Genomic DNA, 19,554 nt, shown 5'->3' with positions numbered 1-19,554 from the left:
GGTGATAAGGCATCTTTCAGCCTATCGGGTTTGCCAGCTTCGCTGGGCAAACAAAAAAGCCGTTGCATTACTGCAACGGCTTTTATAATTTTGATAAATTTCCACTCTACAGTAGAAATTTTTTCAAAATGTTTATGATAAATAAGTTTGCGAATACCCCCCTTGCTTTTACTAAGCTACCGAGTTGCAAAAAAATAAATAAGTTTGCGAACGAACGCCTTTTTTACCCTATTTGGGAACGATTATCGAGTATGGCAATTAGGGCTACAAAACATACATCCATCAACATTTGTATGAATTAGCTTTGCTTTTAATACTGCCGATGAACATGTGCTGTGCATTCCTAGTTCTGTTTTATTCATCGGCATAAAATTACAGCCTTTTTTATGTACTTCATGTTCGCCAGTCGGCTGCGAATTGTTATTTAAATAGTATAGATCCATCTTAAATATCCTTAATTTTAATATATACAAAGTCACTTCATTAAAGCTTAGCTGAAGTGTAGAACTTAAATTAGAAATATCCAGTATGTTTTTTGGGGAGAAAAACTATTAGCCGCTAGTGCATTACTCAACTACTCTTATGAAGCTCACTTACTTGTATACTAATGACTTGATGCCCCGTTTATTATTAACTTCATTAATCATTTAGATAGATAAGATGCAGGTGGTAGTTGCAAATACAACCACTGCGCATCGTATTTATAAAGCCACATGTAACAAGCTGGGTACATCGCTTTTATCTCTGCTCGTGTCGAATAGCAATTAGCCTTTAATGCTGTAGACATTTCATTTCTATATTTACTTCTTTTATCCAATGCTCTTAGGTATTGACGCCACTCAGAGAGCTGATAGCTCTCCCCACATACTTTTTCAACTGAGCTTATAGAAACCCTCTCGGCCTTTGCAATTACGTCTCTAGCATCACCTTTTATCAAGCGGATTAAAATACGCTTTTCTATATCAGCTGAAATAAATTGCGTCCGCTTTAGATAGCCTATATTTTCTTGCTTTGCTAACTTAATAACGTAGCCTACGGAGCACTTTACCCGTCTAGCAATTTCGGTAAAATTCAATTCATTTTTCTGTAGTAACACCAAACATTGCTTATGGCGTTTTTTATCTTTATTTTTATCTGTTAGTTGTAGCTGTATGTCTCCCTGCGTTGCTCTATCTGGCAATTGTTCCAAGGCAAAACGAAATAATATAAGTTTGAGCGGGTGACATGGATAGTTAGGCTTTCTAATAAGATTTCTTGCTACATGCTCAGTGATAATGTCCATACTAAATAAAAGTTCTGATACTTTTGAATGAGCAGCCAATAAACAATGCATATTAATGCTATTCTTACCCATAAATCCTTTTTGCTTAATCAGTGTGTTTAAACTGCTTTGATCTAATAACAGGTCATTACGCGATTTATTTTTAGCCGATTCATTAATTTTTAAAACATAAGTAGTAAATAATTGCTGTAAATCTCTCGCAGGCTCTTCATGATATAATATTACTTGTGGAGGAAGCCTGTATACACGCGATGATGGAGGCGTACAAATAAGCAAGGTCTGATGGATTTGACAGCTTTTTATCCCTGTAAACTGATGCGACAGATGCCAATAAGCAACGCCATACTTACTTTTGTCAGCTTCAATACACGACAAACAGTATTTGTCATTGCTCAATGCTTTCAGGCCAGATTGAGAAATTTTAGCCTCATTACCTAATCGATAAGAAGGTCCAATAAGCATGACTTCTTTGAGCTTCTTAGGGTCATTACCTGCTAAAGAGAATAAGGGATAATAGGTATGTCCATTAAGCAATAGCTCAGAAGATAAATTAGTTTGCTCAGCAAAATACGCTAAATGGGTGGCAAGTTTTTGATCCAAACTTAGTCCATATTGCCCAAGCCAAAGTAAGCTTGCATTTCGATGGCTAGCCCCCCCCGAGTAAACCCTAAGCCGTGCTAAAAATGAATAAATGGTCTCATCAGGTAACAACGGCAAAATATTCATATATTCTAATTAAGTTGCTTATCAATATAACCGTCTGCTTCGGAATTTATTGCTTGTCCTATAGATAAATTTACGCCTAAATACTCTTCTGTAAATTTTATTAAAAGCAAAAACATCATTGGGTGGGTGTATTTATTTTTAGGGAATAATATACGTTGCACTGTAAAGGCTGCCGATAATTCAAACCCTGCTCCGTAGCGCTGAGTTGGCTCTAATTTTTTAAATGCCTCTTTTAAAAACAAAACCCATTGATTAATTAATTCACGTGAAAACATTACACTTCTTATCGTATGCCTTACCTCTAACATTTCATATAAAGAGGTGCGTATTGATGCAACCCACGCTCGTGTTATTGGTAATGGTTGAGTTAGTAAATGCCTCGATTGGCTTTCCAACCACACATGTAAAGGGGTTATAACTATCTTAGGTATCCTACAAGCACTATTAGGGCTAATAACTGGGTAATCTATTAGTGTTTTTTTATGCTCCCACACAGCATGTTCTAGCGCTATCGAATGCTTTCTGCATATATAAATTGTAGGTATTTGATGATCACTATGCCAGTAGGACAAACCAGTCAATTCCCTATCATCTTGGGCACACATCCTGCAAAACTTAAGTGGTTTAAATACCTTTAAAAGCTGCTCACCTTCGAATAGATTTTTACTCACTTTATGACCATTTATAATAGCTGTATTGTAGAGATTAAGTTCACTAGGCTTAATAAAGCCTTGCCAATAGTTAGCACTATAATGATTAGTTAATACTTTACAGTCTATAGAGTAATTGTTACTTACAATATTTTCTGACACCAACTTTTTTATACAAGGAATAATGGAACGTGGATAAATATTATCGGATATTGTTGCAGCCTTCACATCGGATATAAACATTTCTGAGGGTAAACTTAAATATTTCCCCAAGTAGCGTAGCCTCATTATATAGGCTGGGAAGTATTCATTAGCTTGAATTGGAAAAAAATTGCATAAATTTATAAGGGTAGTCATTTTGGCTCCATCACTTAAATAAAGTCGCTTATATCTATTGGTTTAAACTCAGCTTCCTTATTTTTTACGCGTTTATCCCTTTTGCTTTTTTTACAAACTTCATTCGATTGATTCGAATTAGCCTTAACTCTGGGCACATTGTTTAAACCAAGTTTAAAATCTGTATTCCCATTATTTAACTCCTTTATTGAGCTTTTTAATAAAACTTCTGTTAATTGATTAATGTTGCCTTCCTCTGCAAGTTCAGATACTTTGCAAGCTAGGTGAATGAGCTCATTCATACAACCAAAAGCAAAATCATCAATTAGATCTAATTGCTTATCCGTAAGTTGCTTTTGCGATTTCTTGAATATGAAGTCACCGAACAAAGTTTTAATAGCTGTTTTCCACTCCTGAGAGTCAACCTCAAAATAACGAAGTTCATGATAAATAGCCTCTTTAAAACGCCTTAACGTGGCTTGGCTTAGCATTAGTGCTTGAACCAATTGAGGAGTACCTATAAGCAAGATAGGTACATTAAATCGATTATAGATTTGCTGCAAAAATGAGCTACTTATTGAATCTCTATTAGATTGCGATTTCTGATCAAACCACTGGCTTTCATCTAGTATAATAATCCCTACTGAATATTGGATACACAGTAAACGTATTACACTACAATGCTTGTGAATACTGTCACGTTCATTCAGATCAGCTAAATTACGAGTTCCCGCAACTCTATCGATTTCTTCAATAATTAATCTAAGGGTTGCTTTCCTTGTAGCTTCACACGTTATCATTATCCAAGGAATTTGAATTAAAGGCGTATTTGTTGCGGTGCATAAACTTTGGTGTGTAATTTTTTGTGGAAACTCACGTAAAGATTCACTGACCAGCTTAGTTTTGCCAACTCCAGACTCTCCGAATAAACAGCCACCTAATTCAACTTTTTTCGTAATGTGGCTAACCGGCCTATTTATGTCACTAAAAATAGATTCATTAACTTCTTTAAAATATTCTGAGCTATTAATATTTTTATTTCTATAACCTTCTTTTATCATTGTTTCTATGCTTTTATAAACTTTCCAAGCATCTTCAGTTGGAATGTAAAATAGCTCTTTGACTTGACTTGATATATGACAATGATTAGGTGGTTGCTCACTCCGGGTTTTACGCACAGCCTCATGAAATTCACACCTAGTCTCAATATTAGGTAAAAATTCTGTTAGTGGATTAAGCATCGTTACTTTCCTCTTTTTCAAAATCATCAAGTAAAGAAGAACTTCCACCCACTAATACGACAGCTGTCCTTTGTGCATTACTTTTAGTTTCACACATTAAATCAAGCTTTGTATTTTCATCTAAGTGTTTTGATACTGATTTATTGCTTGTCTTTTTAACGTTCCTTAGATCTTTGACTCTACCTGATTCAAACTCTATTATTAATTTCGCGATCGCTTCTTTTTGATTTTGACGTCTATCGCGGAGTAAACTTTCTAGTACAAACTCTTGTTTACCCAAATTCTCGATATCGTCACCATACAAGCCAGAAAATCGTCTACTTCTATCTGATAATTTAAACTCAATGCATTCATAATCTGTAATCGGACCGCAGTACCAAATATGATCAATCCAATTAGGCAGTATCATCACCTCAATTTCATAAATCCCCTTGCCAAGGGCATTGAGCGCAGCTTCTCGATGTTTATTAAGAGCATTATTATCAGTTTGATACTTTAGTTTGACGTGTCCTTGCCCCTTCATAGGTCTGTTCACTTCAAACGCCTGTTTAGTGAGCATTACTTTAAAACGCGGTAGTAAAGCCAGTAAAATATCTTTATTAGAGCGAACAACTCCTCCATTGGCCTTGGTTTTTAGACCATAATTAAAGAGGCTTTGTGGTGTTGGCTCTATGTTATTTATACACGCTTCTAAATCCCGCTTTTCAATTGCAGTTCCAGAGTGATTCCTCGAAACAAAATGTATAATCAAAACTTTATATAATTCCGGCATTGTTAAAGATGCTTTTTGCGATGCATGTTGAGTACTTTTAGGTTTATCTTTATCTACACGGGCCTTTATCAGATCTGTTATATCTGCTTTTAATGATTTAAATCCAGTTTCTACTGTTCCTTTATTGCTCCCCATATAAGATTCAGTAAAAGATACTCCAAGTATACCGAGCTTAGATTCAAGTATTTCTGATACTTTTTTATCTTTAAACTCAGTCCCACGATCAAACAGAATTTCACTACATATATGATTACAAGGCCAATCAGTTTTCTTTATTGTTATTCCATGTTGGGCAGCAAAAGCGACTTTATCCGTGAATGCATTATGCATAGCCATTAAAAATGACTCTTCAGTATTTCCATCGAGAGTAAGGTGAAAACCAACAACACACCCACTGTACGTATCATAAACGGTATAAAGTGTAGGGCGCCTTATAGGCTTTTTACCTTCTAAATCAGTAAAAATAGATAGTAGATATACATCTAAAGTGGTCGAATCAATTTCATACCTAGCGGTCGGAAAGGGAATATTATGACGTGCAGTTGAAGTGAGAGCCCTTCGATTATTCTTATAATTTTTAATCCCTTCCTTGGCAATTAGACGCTGCTTTTCACTTGTGTGTTTTTTGAACAAGGAAATAAATTGATTACGCGTAATTTTATAGTCATCCCAATGTAAGTGTGGGTTATCTGTTATCAATTTTTCTTTTAACTTTACGCAAAACAAGGTAAATAATTGATGTAAATGGTTAGGGCTAGAAAGGGATAGGCTTTTGGAAAATTGTGCCATAACACTATGGTCAAATTCAGTAATAGCGCGCTGATTTAATCCTCCAACATTTCTTGGTCTCCCCAAACCGTGAGGATATTTCTCCCTACCATCACGCAGATTTTTTGGAATTTCACGTGCTTTCCCAATTTTATGGTTACTTGGGATAAGCGCTTCTTTACATCGACCAAATGCAAAGTAAATATTTAACGTTCTATATACTGTAGATAAATTAATCTTATTATTTACAGCTATTTCATTGAGTACATAACTTGGATAAGTTCCTTTTACATATAATTCTAATGCTTCAGGGATAATGAAGAAATCATGTATGATATTCATTTTCTGATTTAATTTTGCTTCTAATTTTTCAGCCCTTTTACGCTTTTCTATATTTTTTTTATCAGTTTCTTTCGACGCTAAAAGTAACTCTGAATACCATGCTGCACGCTTTCCTGAAATAAAGTCATTTTCTATACACTCATATTCTTGTATAAAAAACCCATACAGTGGTGTATTTAATTTATGTACAAATGGCTTTTTTATTTTATTTTTATCTTGTAATGACAGCAATATGTACTCTGGATAATTCATAAATGGATATTCAACAATCGTAATTCTAATATCTTTTTTAGCTACTTTGCTTTTATCAAATTGTTTACTAGATTGAGCATCTATAACTGGGGATTTTAGCACTTGATTTTTAATATACTTTAACACCATACCTCCTCCTTAGCAGGATAGAGAATATGATAAGTTCCAATCTCCCTATGCAAATCAAAGCTAATTTCGTGATGCCAAATAAGATACCAAAATATAGCCCTTACTAAGCTAATTTCAATTTCAGTCACCTGTGAAACTAATTCGCATAACTTAAGCAAAGTTATATACTCACGATGATCGAAAACAATAATAATTTCTTTTTTAACCTTATTAAGTTTTTGCTTAGGGTAATTTCTTTGCCCCAATATATAAGCTTCAGCTAAATTTTCTTGAAAGTAATATTCTAGTAAATCATGGTCACTTGTGATTAAACTCCACCTAACCCCTTGCTCTAACCAATATTGCTGTTCAATTTCATGTTTATCGTTAATTCGCTCAATTTTTTTATCTGTGGCCCCTAATCTACCATCACGATTTAAACACTTTAGTGAGATGGCATGACTTACTTCTCCCCCATTAGCATCAGTGTAAGTCATTAATACATCAGTAGTCATTGGAGCAGCCTGATATACATCATGCTCTTTCGAAATATTACCTTTCGGCTTAAAACCAGGATGTTTAATACTTTTTCCCTGAGCAATATCAATCGTTCTATAAATATTATCCAAAGGAATTTGCATTGATATTTTCTTTACATTAGACAAAAAGAGAAGTGCTTTTAAAAAGCCACTTTCTAGTTTCGACAATGCTTCTAATGGAACCAAAGACTTTGCTGACGGCGCATGCTTCGTAGCTAATCCGACAGAAGAAACTCTCTTAGTTGGGAAATAAGGTACGAGCTGTTTTTGTTCATAACATTTTACTCTCCACTCATCTAAGTGTCTTAAAATAAGAAATGAAACTGGTGGCTGTTCCTTATAACGGAAAATTAATCCGCCATTACCTTCTTCAATAATTTCATCTTTTTTCATACCCATAATCCTCTCTTAATATGTATTTAAATCTATATACAAATAAAATAGTGTCAAGTATAAAAAACAGTCTACAATTAAAATTAACACATTAAAATCAACAACTTAATAACATGAAATCATGATTTGTCAACCTAAATACATTAAGTAAAAGTGTTTCCATCTAAAATGATTTACAGCTGAAAATCGATAAATAACAATAATATATAAAATGGTTAATTCTTTTTAAAAGTAGGAGAACACGAAATGCTCATTACAGAATCAAAGCTAAAACTATTCGAAAAACTGATTAAAAGTAGACTTTTTTCTCAAAAAAAATATTTTTATTTTTTTATAAAAAAGCAAAAAGTTAACAAAATGACAACGCTAATTGATCTACTTGAATCACCAGAGGGGCAGGATAAGCTCGAAAAGGAACTCGATTTTTTTATTCGTACTAATAAAAAACAACATATAAAGCGCTTTTTAGGAGCATTAAAATGAATGATTTTTCGCGAACTCAGCAGTACATCCAGTTTTTTACTGAAGTACTCAAACTTAATAAACTTACAAATGCGCCTACTGAGCAACACCGTATTTATTACAATCAAATCAACTTATTCTTATCGCATCACGCTCTTTTATCGGCGGCTCAAGTCATTGATTTACTCTCGACCCCTAGCAAGCCATTTACTGAACAAGATTTAAAAAACTTAGTCGATGAAAATAAGGCCTTTTTTGTAACAGCACCAAATTTCGCAGGCTATGAGGGCTACCCCGCCTTTCAGTTTGATATCTATAAACGACGCGTTAAACCTATTTTAGAACCTATTCTTGAGCAGGTAAGTAAATACTATTTCGACTGGGATATTGTACTTTGGTTAGGGTCATACTTTGGCGATCTGAATAGCTCAGCGATTGAAGCAATAGATAACCCTAAGCAACATTACTTGTTGATTCAATTAGCTAAGAATATTGAAAATGAGTGCTTGTAGCTAAAATTCAGTTCTATTTATACGCTATATAACACATAAATATTGAGCTTTTAGCTAAATTACAATACTGTACCTAGATAGTATAAAAGTTACAGTGCGCTGTATTTTTAGCCATTGCTCAAACATAACAAAGAACTGCTTGTGATACCTATTTACCGCCCACTATTAGAGGTTGCACATAAAGCTTATGGAAGAGAAGTAAAGCTAAAGGACGTAATTAACGAACTAGCTGAACAGTTTAACCTTACTGATAAAGAAAAACGAAACACGATCAAGTGAGGAACAACCTACTCCCAATAACCGAGTTGTTAGTCACTAATATAGCTTCAAAAGCTTGGTCTTTTAGGGTGTTCCTATAGTCAACTGCTTATTCCTCAGTTTTCTCATACTATTAATTTGTTCACAGACAGAGATTAAACATGCCCGATGATATTTTGACTATTCAAGAGGTCGCTACGTACTTAAAGCTCAATGAAAAGACGGCATATCCCCTTGCAAGTAAAGGCAAAATACCCGACTTTAAGATGGGTGGAAATTGGCGCTTTAAACGCGTAGATTTAGAGCAATGGATTGAAGAACAAAAACAAAGATAAGGAATGTTATGAAATTTAATGAAGATTCTCGCGTAAAAATTCCTGCAATTTTACATTTAATGCGTCTTGGCTATCAGTACCTATCGCTTAAGGGGCAGAGCTGGGATATCGACACTAATATATTCCCTGATTTATTTAGAACTGCTATTTGTAAAATTAATCCCGGCATTGAAAACGCCGAGGCAGGCAGGTTATTTGACGATGTAAAGCTATTACTTGACAACGAAGACCTAGGCAAAGCCTTTTTTAAACGCCTATCTGAGCGTTCAAATACAAAGTTGATCGATTTTGAAAACTTCGACAACAATACTTTTCATGTTGTAACTGAACTGACTTGCCAGAACGGTGATGAAGAATTCCGACCAGACATAACTTTACTAATAAATGGCATGCCACTTGTGTTTATTGAGGTGAAAAAGCCCAATAACCGCGAAGGCGTTCTGGCCGAGCGTGACCGCATCAACAAACGCTTTCAAAACCCTAAATTCAAGCGCTTTGCCAACATCACCCAATTTATGATTTTCTCCAACAACATGGAGTACGACGATGGCAACCCAGAACCAGTACAAGGTGCCTTCTACGCCAGTAGTTCTTACCATAAACCAATATTTAATTATTTTCGCGAAGAAGAAATACTTAACCTTACCGCATTACTCAAGTCAGTATCTGATGACGACGAACTAAAAGTCTTGAAAGACAACAATCTTGAAGTTATTCGTAGCAATCCAGAGTTTCAGACAAACAAACAGCCAGAACGACCAACAAATCGCATTTGTACTTCGTTACTAAGCCGTGAGCGCTTAGCTTTCATATTACGTTACGCCTTAGCTTATGTAGATGAAACCGACGGACTACAAAAGCATATTATGCGCTACCCACAGTTATTTGCGACCAAAGCCATTGAACATAAGCTCAGCGAAGGCGTTAAAAAAGGCATTATATGGCACACTCAAGGTAGTGGGAAAACCGCACTGGCATTTTACAATGTACGCTTTTTAACTGACTACTTCCAACAGCAACAAGTTATCCCTAAATTTTACTTTATTGTCGACCGCTTGGACTTGCTACAACAAGCGCAGCGTGAATTTTCCGCTAGAGGCTTAACTGTTCATACTATTAACTCACGTGATGCCTTCAGCCGAGATATAAAAGCGACTCAAGTGATTCATAATCACTCGGGCACGCCAGAAATCACGTTAGTAAACATTCAAAAATTTAAAGATGACCCAAATGTAGTAAGTACTAAAGACTACAACGTGGCAATACAGCGCGTGTACTTTTTAGATGAAGTACATCGCAGCTATAATCCTAAAGGCAGTTTCTTAGCTAATTTAAGCCAATCAGACACCAATGCTATTAAAATCGGTTTAACGGGTACGCCCTTATTGGGCGATGACTACAACTCACGGGTCTTGTTTGGCGATTACATTCATAAATACTACTATAATGCGTCCATTGCTGACGGTTACACTTTGCGCTTAATTCGGGAGGAAATTAGCACTCAATATAAAATTGAACTGCAAAAAGCACTCGAAGAAGCCGAAGTGAAAATGGGTGATGTCGAGCGTAAAAAAATCTATGCACATGAAAGCTTTGTTGAGCCCATGCTGGCATACATTGTGAACGACTTTGAAAAAAGTCGTGGTGCCTTAAACGACAAAAGTATTGGTGGCATGGTCATTTGCGACAGCTCAGAGCAAGCCAAGCAAATGTTTGAAATTTTTAATGCAGTGTATGCAGAAACCCCCGTTCTTCCACAGAAGAACACCACCGAAAACAACCAAACATTAGAGGTTACAGAGCCTACGTCAACAAGCTATGCAGAGTCAGCTAAACAAGCACAAAAAGTAAAAAACGCCGCCCTGATCCTGCACGACATCGGCACAAAAGAAGAGCGTAAAAACTGGGTAGAAGACTTCAAGGCCGGCAAAATCGACTTTTTGTTTGTGTACAACATGCTACTCACGGGTTTTGACGCAAAGCGCCTGAAAAAGCTCTACCTTGGCCGAGTGATCCGCAAGCACAATTTGCTACAAGCCCTCACGCGAGTAAACCGTACATACAAAGATTTTCGCTACGGTTACGTAGTGGACTTTGCCGACATTCGCAAAGAGTTTGATGCAACCAACAAAGCTTATTTCGACGAATTACAGGCAGAGCTTGGTGATGAGATGGAACATTACTCACACTTATTTAAATCTCAGGAGGAGATCAAACAAGAAATCGAGCACATAAAAGATGTACTGTTCCGTTTTGAAACCGACAACATGGAAGAGTTCTGTAATCAGGTTAGCCAAATACAAGACCGAGATAGCGTACTAGCGCTAAAAAAGGCCTTAGCCGATGCTCGCAGCTTGTATAACTTGATCCGATTGCAAGGTGAGTATGACTTTCTCGATGAACTGGATTTTGCCAAGCTAAATGTGCTTTACCGCGAGACCAGTAACCATCTGGACTTACTAAATCTTAAAAACGATTTAGAAAACGGCGAAGACACCACTAACCTGCTCAACCGCGCTTTAGAAGACGTGATCTTCAAGTTTGTGAAAATCGGCGAAGAAGAACTAGTATTGGCCGACAAGCTAAAAAACACTCTGCGCCAAGCTAGAGAAGCACTAGCTAGTAACTTTGACCAGCAAGACCCACACTTTATCAGCTTAAAAGAAGAGCTCGAGCGCCTGTTTAAGAAGAAAAACTTAAGCGAAGTCACCCAAGAAGAAATGGTTGCAAATATTGATGCCTTAAATAAAATTCACGATCGCGTGAAAGAACTAAACCGTCAAAACAACCAACTTAGGCAAAAGTACTTAGGTGATGTAAAATACACCCGAATCCACAAACGCCTGCAAGAGCGCCAGCAGAGCCAAAGCGACATCAGTGATTCGGAACGAAAAATCTTTGAAGCTCTAGCTGGTGTAAAGCAAGATGCCGACGAGCAAGTGCTCAATAACAGCCAAGTGCTAGATAACGAAAGTTACTTTGAACGGCAAATGATGCCGTTGGTAATAGCACGCTTCATGAAAGAACAGCAAATAAAACTTAACGCTGACGCCTCAAGGTATATTAACCACCTGGTCGTCGCGGAATATTTAAAAGAATTTAATACCGGCAACCAAGCATGGTAGTGCCTGTAAACTGATTAGGAAATAAAAACCCAATGGTTGAATTAGAATTTCAGCAAAAAACCAAAACCTTGATTGATAGCTTAAAAAATATCTGTGCAAACTATGGTTTAGGTAATGACGGTAATGAATTTAAAATTATTACCCAAACCTTTTTGTACAAGTTTTTAAACGATAAATTTGCCTTTGAAGCTAAAAAAATCGACGACAACATTGCCAAAGCTGATAAGTGGGAAGAAGTTTTAGTTGGAATGAGCGAGGACGACCTCGACATGCTACAACTGCAAATGGGTGGTGACACCGCACGGCTAAAGCCACAGCACTTTATTAGCTACCTTTTTGGCCAACAAAACGCGCCGGACTTTGCTAAGCTATTTGACGATACCCTTATCGATATAGCCATTACTAATAACGATGTGTTCGCAGTAAAAACCGATGGCGGCGCAAAAGTGGTGCTATTTGACCGAATCAGCCAATACATTGCTGACGACTCAAAACGCGATGCCTTCTGCCGCGCGATTATCAACAAACTGGTAGAGTTCAGCTTTGAGCGAATCTTCACGCAAAAATTCGACTTTTATGCCACCATCTTTGAATACCTGATCAAAGACTACAACAGTAACTCGGGCGGCAAATACGCCGAGTACTTTACTCCTCATGCAGTAGCGCGCATTATGGCCGAAATTTTAGTACCACAAGAACAGCGTGGCACAGTACGCAATGTCAGTTGTTACGATCCATCGGCTGGTTCAGGCACTTTATTGATGAACGTAGCCCATGCCATAGGTGAAAACCGCTGTAGCATTTACACTCAAGATATTTCACAAAAGTCATCAAACCTACTGCGTTTAAACTTGATCTTAAATAACTTGGTTCACTCTATCCCAAATGTGATCCAAGGTAATACCATTCAGCACCCTTACCATAAGGATGTCGACACACTAAAACGCTTTGACTATATAGTCTCTAACCCGCCGTTTAAGCTCGATTTTAGCGACTTTAGAGATGAACTAGACAACAAAGAAAACAAAGATCGTTTCTTTGCGGGTATTCCAAAAGCGCCTGCTAAAGCCAAAGATAAAATGGCGATTTACTCGCTGTTTTTACAGCACATTATTGCTTCGCTTAAACCTAACGGCAAAGCAGCTGTGGTGGTGCCTACAGGTTTTATCACCGCGCAATCTGGTATCGACAAAAAAATCCGTGAACATTTGGTAAAAAACAAAATGCTCGCAGGCGTTGTTTCTATGCCATCTAATATCTTCGCCACCACAGGCACTAACGTATCCATCTTGTTTATCGACGCCAGTAATGATGGCGATGTAATATTGGTAGATGCTTCAAACTTGGGCGAGAAAGTCAAAGACGGTAAAAGCCAAAAAACCGTGTTAACCGCAGACGAAGAAAAAAAAATTATTGATGTATTTAACGCTAAAGAGAGTATTGAAGACCTTTCGGTAGCAATCAGCTATGACGATATCGAGGCTAAAAACTACTCACTAAGTGCAGGTCAGTATTTTGATGTCAAAATCGAATATGTGAATATTACCCCAGAGCAGTTTGCAGAGAAAATGCAGGGCTTTACCAATAACTTGGATAACTTGTTTTCCCAGTCTAGTGAATTAGAAGCGGAGATCAAAAAACAGTTGGCGGGGTTGAAGTTTAATGGATAAAACAATAGGTCTTGCTTGTAACATATCAACCGGAAAACTAGATGCCAATCAAGCTGTTTCAGGTGGAGAATATCCATTTTTTACTTGTGCTGAATTCCCTGATCAGATCGATCACTTTGCATATGATGATGATGTTGTGCTTGTAGCTGGTAACAATGCCCGGGGGAATTTTCATGTAAGTCGGTACAAGGGGAAATTCAATGCTTACCAGCGCACTTATATTCTGACCGCCAAAGAAGGCTTCAATATTGATTATGTTTATTACGCACTAAAACTCGAATTAAAGAGATTACGAGAAAAGTCACAAGGCTCTCAGACTAAATTTTTGACTATGCCAATTCTCACAGGCATCCACTTTCGCGATATTACAGGTGATGAACAAACAGAAATCGCCAATGTATTAAGTGTCATCGATAAAAAAATCGAACTCAATAACCTCATAAATGCCGAGCTGGAGGCCATGGCCAAAACCCTGTACGACTATTGGTTTGTACAGTTCGACTTCCCCGATGCCAACGGTAACCCCTACAAAACCTCCGGTGGAAAAATAGTCTATAACCCAACCCTAAAGCGCGAAATACCGGAGGGGTGGAAAGTTAAAAAGCTAGCAGATGTTACTTCCCTTATTCGACGAGGCATTTCGCCTAAATATACAGATGAAGGCGGTATTTCCGTTTTAAATCAGAAGTGTGTACGTAATCAAAAGATATCTTTTGAAGACGCGAGAAGACACAAAATAGAACTTGATGACGAAGACGAGCGGTTGTTAAAACCGTTTGACGTAGTAGTAAACTCAACTGGTGTAGGCACTCTTGGCCGGGTTGCATACGTAAAGCGTTTACCAGAAAAGAAAACAACAGTTGACTCTCACGTATCCATTGTAAGAGCGAAATCTGAGCTATTGTCACCATTATATTTGGCTTGGAAATTAATGAGGCATCAGCCGGTGATTGAGTCAGCAGCTAATGGCTCCACAGGACAAGTAGAATTAAGCAAAAGCTTTTTGGAAGATATAGACGTCATTATTCCTTCGGACTCAATTGTTAAAAGGTTTGAAGAGTTTGTCACTCCGCTTGTACCAGAATTAGCTTCAAGAGAGTCAGAAAATGAGCAGTTAGTTCAGCTCCGCGACTGGCTTCTCCCTATGCTAATGAACGGCCAGGTAACAGTAGAATGATCAACGCTGCGTTTCGGGTTTTACTGACGTTCAATGCCACTTCGCTGCTGGTGATTATCTTTTTGGTACAAAAAGGCATCACGCTCGACCATTTTCTGGGTGGTGCAAGTTATTTAGGTTGGACAGTAGCACTTCCGAACGCAGTGTCTTATTTGTTTTACTTAGCAATACTAATTCTATCAACGGGTTTGAGCATTTGGCTAAGTAAATACCTTGGCAAAGACGAGTTCAAAGCGGGTGAAGTTACCAGTATTGAACATGCCAACAACAGCTTTTTACCCAGTTACTTAGGCTACTTTTTTGTGGCGTTGAGCATAGGCAACTTGGAAACCTTGTGGTTTGTGTATGGGGTGTTGTTCGTATTCACTTTCCTGTCGCAGGCACTCTACTTCAACCCACTTTTTTTATTGTTTGGCTATGAGTTTTACAATATTACCACCAGGAGTGGAACAGCTATTTTTCTGATTAGTAAAGAGCGCTATAAAAAGCCTAATGATATTCAAATACCGTTAGCCTATCGAATTAATAATTATACCTTTATCGAGCGAGAATAGTGATGGACCATCTACTGGCACACATAAAAACAAGAAAAAACAAACGTATTTTTAAATTGGTTTCTGATCAAAGTCTTTTTGATACTGTCGAAGTCGATTTAAATGCCTGCATCCCATACGACCCAGACCACAACCTCGATGTAGATTCATGGTTTAAAATTGAAGGTTTTAGCCAAAAAAATTTTTGTATTGAAATTTTGAAGAAAAACTACGATGCAAAGGATTATGATGACTTGGTTAAAGACAATTTTTCTAAAATTGCTTATTTATTTTCTGTTCAGGGCGATGACTTCTACTTTCAGAAAATTACTCCAAGTCTATTTGTTAAGCGTAAAACACTGGTATTTGGTGAAGCAGCAGAGCTGGAAAAAAGCCAAACACGCTTAGTGATTAACGCTTTGCCGGATGCGGTGTATTTCAAAGTAGCTGACACTTTAATATTCAGAAATCTCGCGACAATATCAAGTATCTTCAAAGGGATTGATGAGCTATATAAGGAAGCAACAAAACTAGAAGTAGAGCAATTCTTGGATGAGTCCTTTATAGAGCTAAGTAATAACTACAGCGTAGAAAAAGTTTCTAAACCAAATCGCAAGCGTATTGGACTTGCAATGAAAACACTTGAGGATATGTCAGCCGATGATAAAACCAATATGCTTGACTACATAGATGGGTACTGTGAGCAAAAACTTAATTACGATAAACAAAATAAAAAGTTTGAAATATCAACAGATGAGGATTTGAAGCTGTTGGTGTACGGTATTGAACAGCGCTTTTATACCACGCTCTTTGGCAATGAAAAACGGATAGCAAACTCAGTAAAAACTATGTAAATAAAAAAGCGAACCATTTACTTGTTCGCTTTTTTATTTTACTAACTTCAAAATTTGACTATTGGTTGCAATCTTTATTCGTGCTCTACAATTTAATGGTGCGGGGATGAGTTTATAGTAGCGCTTGTCTAATGAAACTCAACAAAAAAGGTGAACTACAGTAGCTCACCTTTTTGTCCATTCGCAAACTTATTTATTCACGTTCGCAAACTTATTTATCATGAACACAAAAAATTAATCGCGGTATGTCTCAACCGGTGGGCAAGCACACACTAAGTTACGGTCGCCGTATACGTCGTCAATACGTGTTACGGTTGGCCAGAACTTGTTTTTAGCCACGCTTGGCACTGGGAATGCTGCGTAAAAACGGTCGTATGCACGGTCCCATTCGTTACCTAACACGTCGCCTTGGGTGTGCGGTGCAAACACTAACGGGTTGTTTTCGATTGACCATTCGCCAGAGATTACTTTGTCGATTTCGCTCTTAATTGACACCATTGCTTCGATGAAGCGGTCGATCTCAACCTTAGACTCAGACTCGGTAGGCTCTATCATTAACGTGCCCGCTACTGGGAACGACATAGTAGGTGAATGGAAGCCGTAGTCTTGTAGGCGTTTAGCTACGTCCATTTCAGTAATACCCGACAACTCTTTAAGCGGACGCAAGTCAACAATACATTCGTGCGCAACACGGTTGTTACGGCCACGGTATAAAATTGGAAAGTGCTTGCTTAGCTCATGCGTTAAGTAGTTAGCATTTACAATTGCCATTTCAGTGGCTTGTTTTAAGCCCTCTGAGCCCATCATGGTAATGTAAGCCCACGAAATAGGTAAAATAGACGCTGAACCATATGGCGCTGCCGATACCGCTCCGTTACCTTCGTTAGTACCTGGTACGTTAATAATGCTGTGGTTAGGCATAAATGGCGCAAGGTGCGATTTAACACCAATTGGGCCAACACCTGGACCACCGCCACCGTGTGGAATACAAAAGGTTTTATGCAAGTTTAAGTGCGATACGTCTGAGCCAATAAAGCCTGGGCTAGTTACGCCAACTTGCGCGTTCATGTTTGCGCCGTCCATGTAAACTTGGCCGCCGTGCTGATGAATAATATCGCAAATTTCACGAATTGTTTCTTCGTATACGCCGTGTGTAGATGGGTAAGTGATCATAATACACGATAAGTTTTCGGCTACCGCTTCTGCTTTCGCTTTAAGATCGGCCATGTCTACGTTACCGTTTTTATCACAATCAACCACCACAATTTTCATGCTGGCCATTTGTGCCGACGCTGGGTTAGTACCATGCGCCGAGCTTGGAATTAAACATACGTTACGGTGAGCGTCGCCGCGTGACTCGTGGTATTTACGAATGGCAATTAAGCCTGCGTATTCACCTTGAGCACCTGAGTTAGGTTGCAATGAAACCGCATCGTAACCGGTAATGTTTACCAACCAATCATGCAGTTCGCCCATCATAATTTGATAGCCTTGTGCTTGTTCTAGCGGGCAAAATGGGTGCAAGTTTGAAAATTCAGGCCAGGTAATTGGGATCATCTCAGCAGTCGCGTTTAGTTTCATGGTACATGAACCTAACGAGATCATTGAGTGGTTAAGCGCTAAATCTTTGTTTTCTAGGCGCTTAATATAACGCAGCATTTCAGTTTCGCTGTGGTACGAATTAAAGTTAGGGTGCGTTAATACTTCGTCATCACGCTCTAAGCTTGCTGGAATTGACGTGCTGCCATTGTTTTCAATATCGGCTGCAATTGCATCAACACTTAGGCCATGGCCTTCGCCTAATACAATATCAAATAACTGCGCTACGTCTGCACGTGTGGTGGTTTCTGATACGGCAATTGAGTATTCGCCATCGCGGTTAGTAGCAAAGTTAACACCGCTTGCTAGTGCACGCGCAATAACGTCGGCTTTGCTATCGCTTACTACCGTTAGGGTATCAAACCAGGTGTTGTGTTTAAGGCTCACGCCTTTAGCTTGTAAGCCTGCAGCTAAAATATCGGCAAAGCGATGAATACGCTGAGCAATAGTTTTTAAGCCTTGTGGGCCATGGTACACAGCGTAAAACGCTGCCATGTTGGCCAGTAATACTTGCGCGGTACAAATGTTTGAGTTGGCTTTGTCGCGGCGAATGTGTTGCTCACGCGTTTGCATTGCCATACGCAGTGCATCGTTACCTAAACGGTCTTTAGATACGCCAATAATACGACCTGGTAATGAACGTTTGTACGCGTCACGTGTTGCAAAAAATGCAGCATGTGGGCCACCGTAACCCATAGGTACACCAAAACGCTGCGCCGAACCTAATACTACGTCTGCGCCTAATTTACCCGGTGCTTTTAATAGTAATAAACTCATAATGTCGGCAGCAACACAGGCAATTGCCTTTTTGCTTTGTACGCCAGCAATTAGGTCGGTAATGTCTACCACTTCACCAGTTGTTGATGGGTATTGAAATAACGCGCCAAAAATCTCATGGTTAACAGCGTCGGCTGCTTTGCCAACAATTATTTCAAAACCAAACTGCTCGGCGCGGGTGCTTACTACGTCAATTGTTTGTGTGTGTACGTCGTCGGCAATAAAAAATGCATTGGCTTTTTTCGCTTTAGATACACGTTTTGCAAGGCCCATAGCCTCTGCTGCAGCGGTTGATTCGTCAAGTAACGATGCACTTGCTAAATCTAGGCCGGTTAAATCTAGGGTCATAGTTTGAAAGTTAAGTAGCGACTCTAAACGCCCTTGCGCTATCTCTGGCTGATATGGAGTGTACGCAGTATACCAACCTGGGTTTTCTAGTACGTTACGTAAAATTACGTGCGGTACATGTGTTGGGTGGTAGCCTTGGCCAATATACGATTTGAAAACTTTATTTTTGCTTGCTACTGACTTTAAGTAGCTTAGTGTTTCAACTTCGGTGCGGCTTTCGCCCACGGTTAAAGGCTGCTCAAGGCGAATACCTGCAGGTACAGTTTGACCGATCAGCTCTTCAACACTCGATACTTCAAGCGCGCTAAGCATATCGCTTACTTGCGCTGGGCTTGGCCCAATATGGCGGCGAATAAAATCTTGCGTTTGCTCTAACTGCTCAAGTGATTTGGCGTTTGACATGTGTCCAGATTCCTATGATCCAAAAAATGTGATTATTACTAATGGGTAACCAGCAATAACTTAAAATTAATATGATTTAATAACTTACAGTGT

15 protein-coding genes are annotated in these 19,554 nt (G+C 38.4%); 8 read left to right on the top strand and 7 right to left on the bottom strand.

The window, feature by feature from the left end:
* Positions 1 to 242 precede the first annotated feature (242 nt).
* From AAEZ22_RS07650 to AAEZ22_RS07625, 6 genes are all read right to left on the bottom strand, one after another.
* A complete protein-coding gene (locus AAEZ22_RS07650) occupies positions 243 to 443 on the bottom strand; it encodes a hypothetical protein (RefSeq protein ID WP_208835400.1) in 201 nt (66 codons plus the stop codon).
* A gap of 200 nt (positions 444 to 643) precedes the next feature.
* Positions 644 to 2,008, bottom strand: coding sequence for a TnsD family Tn7-like transposition protein (locus AAEZ22_RS07645; RefSeq protein ID WP_208835358.1), 1,365 nt, complete (start codon positions 2,006 to 2,008; stop codon positions 644 to 646).
* Positions 2,009 to 2,013: 5 nt separating this feature from the next.
* Positions 2,014 to 3,015, bottom strand: a complete 1,002-nt coding sequence (locus AAEZ22_RS07640) for a TniQ family protein (RefSeq protein ID WP_208835357.1) — start codon at positions 3,013 to 3,015, stop codon at positions 2,014 to 2,016.
* A 14-nt stretch (positions 3,016 to 3,029) separates the two neighbouring features.
* Positions 3,030 to 4,235 carry an ATP-binding protein gene (locus AAEZ22_RS07635; RefSeq protein WP_208835356.1) on the bottom strand — a complete coding sequence of 402 codons (1,206 nt, stop codon included), beginning with the start codon at positions 4,233 to 4,235 and terminating at the stop codon, positions 3,030 to 3,032.
* Positions 4,228 to 6,498 (bottom strand): TnsB C-terminal domain-containing protein, encoded by a 2,271-nt coding sequence (locus AAEZ22_RS07630; RefSeq protein WP_352296738.1) that lies wholly within the window; start codon positions 6,496 to 6,498, stop codon positions 4,228 to 4,230. The genes AAEZ22_RS07635 and AAEZ22_RS07630 overlap by 8 nt, the downstream gene beginning before the upstream one ends.
* Positions 6,489 to 7,409, bottom strand: a complete 921-nt coding sequence (locus AAEZ22_RS07625) for a TnsA endonuclease N-terminal domain-containing protein (RefSeq protein WP_208835335.1) — start codon at positions 7,407 to 7,409, stop codon at positions 6,489 to 6,491. Before AAEZ22_RS07625 ends, AAEZ22_RS07630 begins: the two co-directional genes overlap by 10 nt.
* Positions 7,410 to 7,655: 246 nt before the next feature.
* On the opposite strand from AAEZ22_RS07625, the gene AAEZ22_RS07620 reads away from it, so the two are divergent.
* From AAEZ22_RS07620 to AAEZ22_RS07585, 8 genes are all read left to right on the top strand, one after another.
* Positions 7,656 to 7,892, top strand: coding sequence for a hypothetical protein (locus AAEZ22_RS07620; RefSeq protein WP_208835336.1), 237 nt, complete (start codon positions 7,656 to 7,658; stop codon positions 7,890 to 7,892).
* Entirely contained in the window at positions 7,889 to 8,383 is a 495-nt protein-coding gene (locus tag AAEZ22_RS07615) for a hypothetical protein (protein WP_352296734.1), read from the top strand. Before AAEZ22_RS07620 ends, AAEZ22_RS07615 begins: the two co-directional genes overlap by 4 nt.
* Positions 8,384 to 8,802: 419 nt before the next feature.
* Positions 8,803 to 8,976: a helix-turn-helix domain-containing protein gene (locus AAEZ22_RS07610; RefSeq protein WP_352296731.1), complete on the top strand. Its 174-nt coding sequence runs from the start codon at positions 8,803 to 8,805 to the stop codon at positions 8,974 to 8,976.
* An 8-nt stretch (positions 8,977 to 8,984) separates the two neighbouring features.
* Positions 8,985 to 12,101: a type I restriction endonuclease subunit R gene (locus AAEZ22_RS07605; protein WP_352296728.1), complete on the top strand. Its 3,117-nt coding sequence runs from the start codon at positions 8,985 to 8,987 to the stop codon at positions 12,099 to 12,101.
* Positions 12,102 to 12,133: 32 nt separating this feature from the next.
* Positions 12,134 to 13,771, top strand: coding sequence for an HsdM family class I SAM-dependent methyltransferase (locus tag AAEZ22_RS07600; RefSeq protein ID WP_352296725.1), 1,638 nt, complete (start codon positions 12,134 to 12,136; stop codon positions 13,769 to 13,771).
* Entirely contained in the window at positions 13,764 to 14,948 is a 1,185-nt protein-coding gene (locus AAEZ22_RS07595) for a restriction endonuclease subunit S (RefSeq protein ID WP_352296722.1), read from the top strand. Before AAEZ22_RS07600 ends, AAEZ22_RS07595 begins: the two co-directional genes overlap by 8 nt.
* Positions 14,945 to 15,502, top strand: coding sequence for a KwaA family protein (locus tag AAEZ22_RS07590; RefSeq protein ID WP_352296719.1), 558 nt, complete (start codon positions 14,945 to 14,947; stop codon positions 15,500 to 15,502). Before AAEZ22_RS07595 ends, AAEZ22_RS07590 begins: the two co-directional genes overlap by 4 nt.
* A 2-nt stretch (positions 15,503 to 15,504) precedes the next feature.
* Positions 15,505 to 16,335 carry an ATP F0F1 synthase synthase gene (locus AAEZ22_RS07585; RefSeq protein ID WP_352296716.1) on the top strand — a complete coding sequence of 277 codons (831 nt, stop codon included), beginning with the start codon at positions 15,505 to 15,507 and terminating at the stop codon, positions 16,333 to 16,335.
* 234 nt (positions 16,336 to 16,569) lie between these two features.
* On the opposite strand, the gene gcvP is transcribed toward AAEZ22_RS07585, so the two are convergent.
* Entirely contained in the window at positions 16,570 to 19,461 is a 2,892-nt protein-coding gene (gcvP, locus tag AAEZ22_RS07580) for an aminomethyl-transferring glycine dehydrogenase (RefSeq protein WP_193039205.1), read from the bottom strand.
* Positions 19,462 to 19,554: the final 93 nt, after the last annotated feature.

It is taken from the genome of Pseudoalteromonas sp. 20-MNA-CIBAN-0454, assembly GCF_040308685.1.
Lineage (GTDB): Bacteria > Pseudomonadota > Gammaproteobacteria > Enterobacterales > Alteromonadaceae > Pseudoalteromonas > Pseudoalteromonas nigrifaciens.
The sequence above is the reverse complement of the archived record's forward strand: the minus strand, read 5'-3'. Positions and strand labels throughout refer to the sequence as shown.

Coding starts and splice junctions, on each gene's coding strand:
- AAEZ22_RS07640 (WP_208835357.1), bottom strand. CDS start 3,015: ATGACTACCCTTATAAATTTATGCAATTTTTTTCCAATTCAAGCTAAT.
- AAEZ22_RS07650 (WP_208835400.1), bottom strand. CDS start 443: ATGGATCTATACTATTTAAATAACAATTCGCAGCCGACTGGCGAACAT.
- gcvP (WP_193039205.1), bottom strand. CDS start 19,461: ATGTCAAACGCCAAATCACTTGAGCAGTTAGAGCAAACGCAAGATTTT.
- AAEZ22_RS07585 (WP_352296716.1), top strand. CDS start 15,505: ATGGACCATCTACTGGCACACATAAAAACAAGAAAAAACAAACGTATT.
- AAEZ22_RS07605 (WP_352296728.1), top strand. CDS start 8,985: ATGAAATTTAATGAAGATTCTCGCGTAAAAATTCCTGCAATTTTACAT.
- AAEZ22_RS07630 (WP_352296738.1), bottom strand. CDS start 6,498: ATGGTGTTAAAGTATATTAAAAATCAAGTGCTAAAATCCCCAGTTATA.
- AAEZ22_RS07595 (WP_352296722.1), top strand. CDS start 13,764: ATGGATAAAACAATAGGTCTTGCTTGTAACATATCAACCGGAAAACTA.
- AAEZ22_RS07610 (WP_352296731.1), top strand. CDS start 8,803: ATGCCCGATGATATTTTGACTATTCAAGAGGTCGCTACGTACTTAAAG.
- AAEZ22_RS07625 (WP_208835335.1), bottom strand. CDS start 7,409: ATGAAAAAAGATGAAATTATTGAAGAAGGTAATGGCGGATTAATTTTC.
- AAEZ22_RS07590 (WP_352296719.1), top strand. CDS start 14,945: ATGATCAACGCTGCGTTTCGGGTTTTACTGACGTTCAATGCCACTTCG.
- AAEZ22_RS07600 (WP_352296725.1), top strand. CDS start 12,134: ATGGTTGAATTAGAATTTCAGCAAAAAACCAAAACCTTGATTGATAGC.
- AAEZ22_RS07645 (WP_208835358.1), bottom strand. CDS start 2,008: ATGAATATTTTGCCGTTGTTACCTGATGAGACCATTTATTCATTTTTA.
- AAEZ22_RS07615 (WP_352296734.1), top strand. CDS start 7,889: ATGAATGATTTTTCGCGAACTCAGCAGTACATCCAGTTTTTTACTGAA.
- AAEZ22_RS07635 (WP_208835356.1), bottom strand. CDS start 4,235: ATGCTTAATCCACTAACAGAATTTTTACCTAATATTGAGACTAGGTGT.
- AAEZ22_RS07620 (WP_208835336.1), top strand. CDS start 7,656: ATGCTCATTACAGAATCAAAGCTAAAACTATTCGAAAAACTGATTAAA.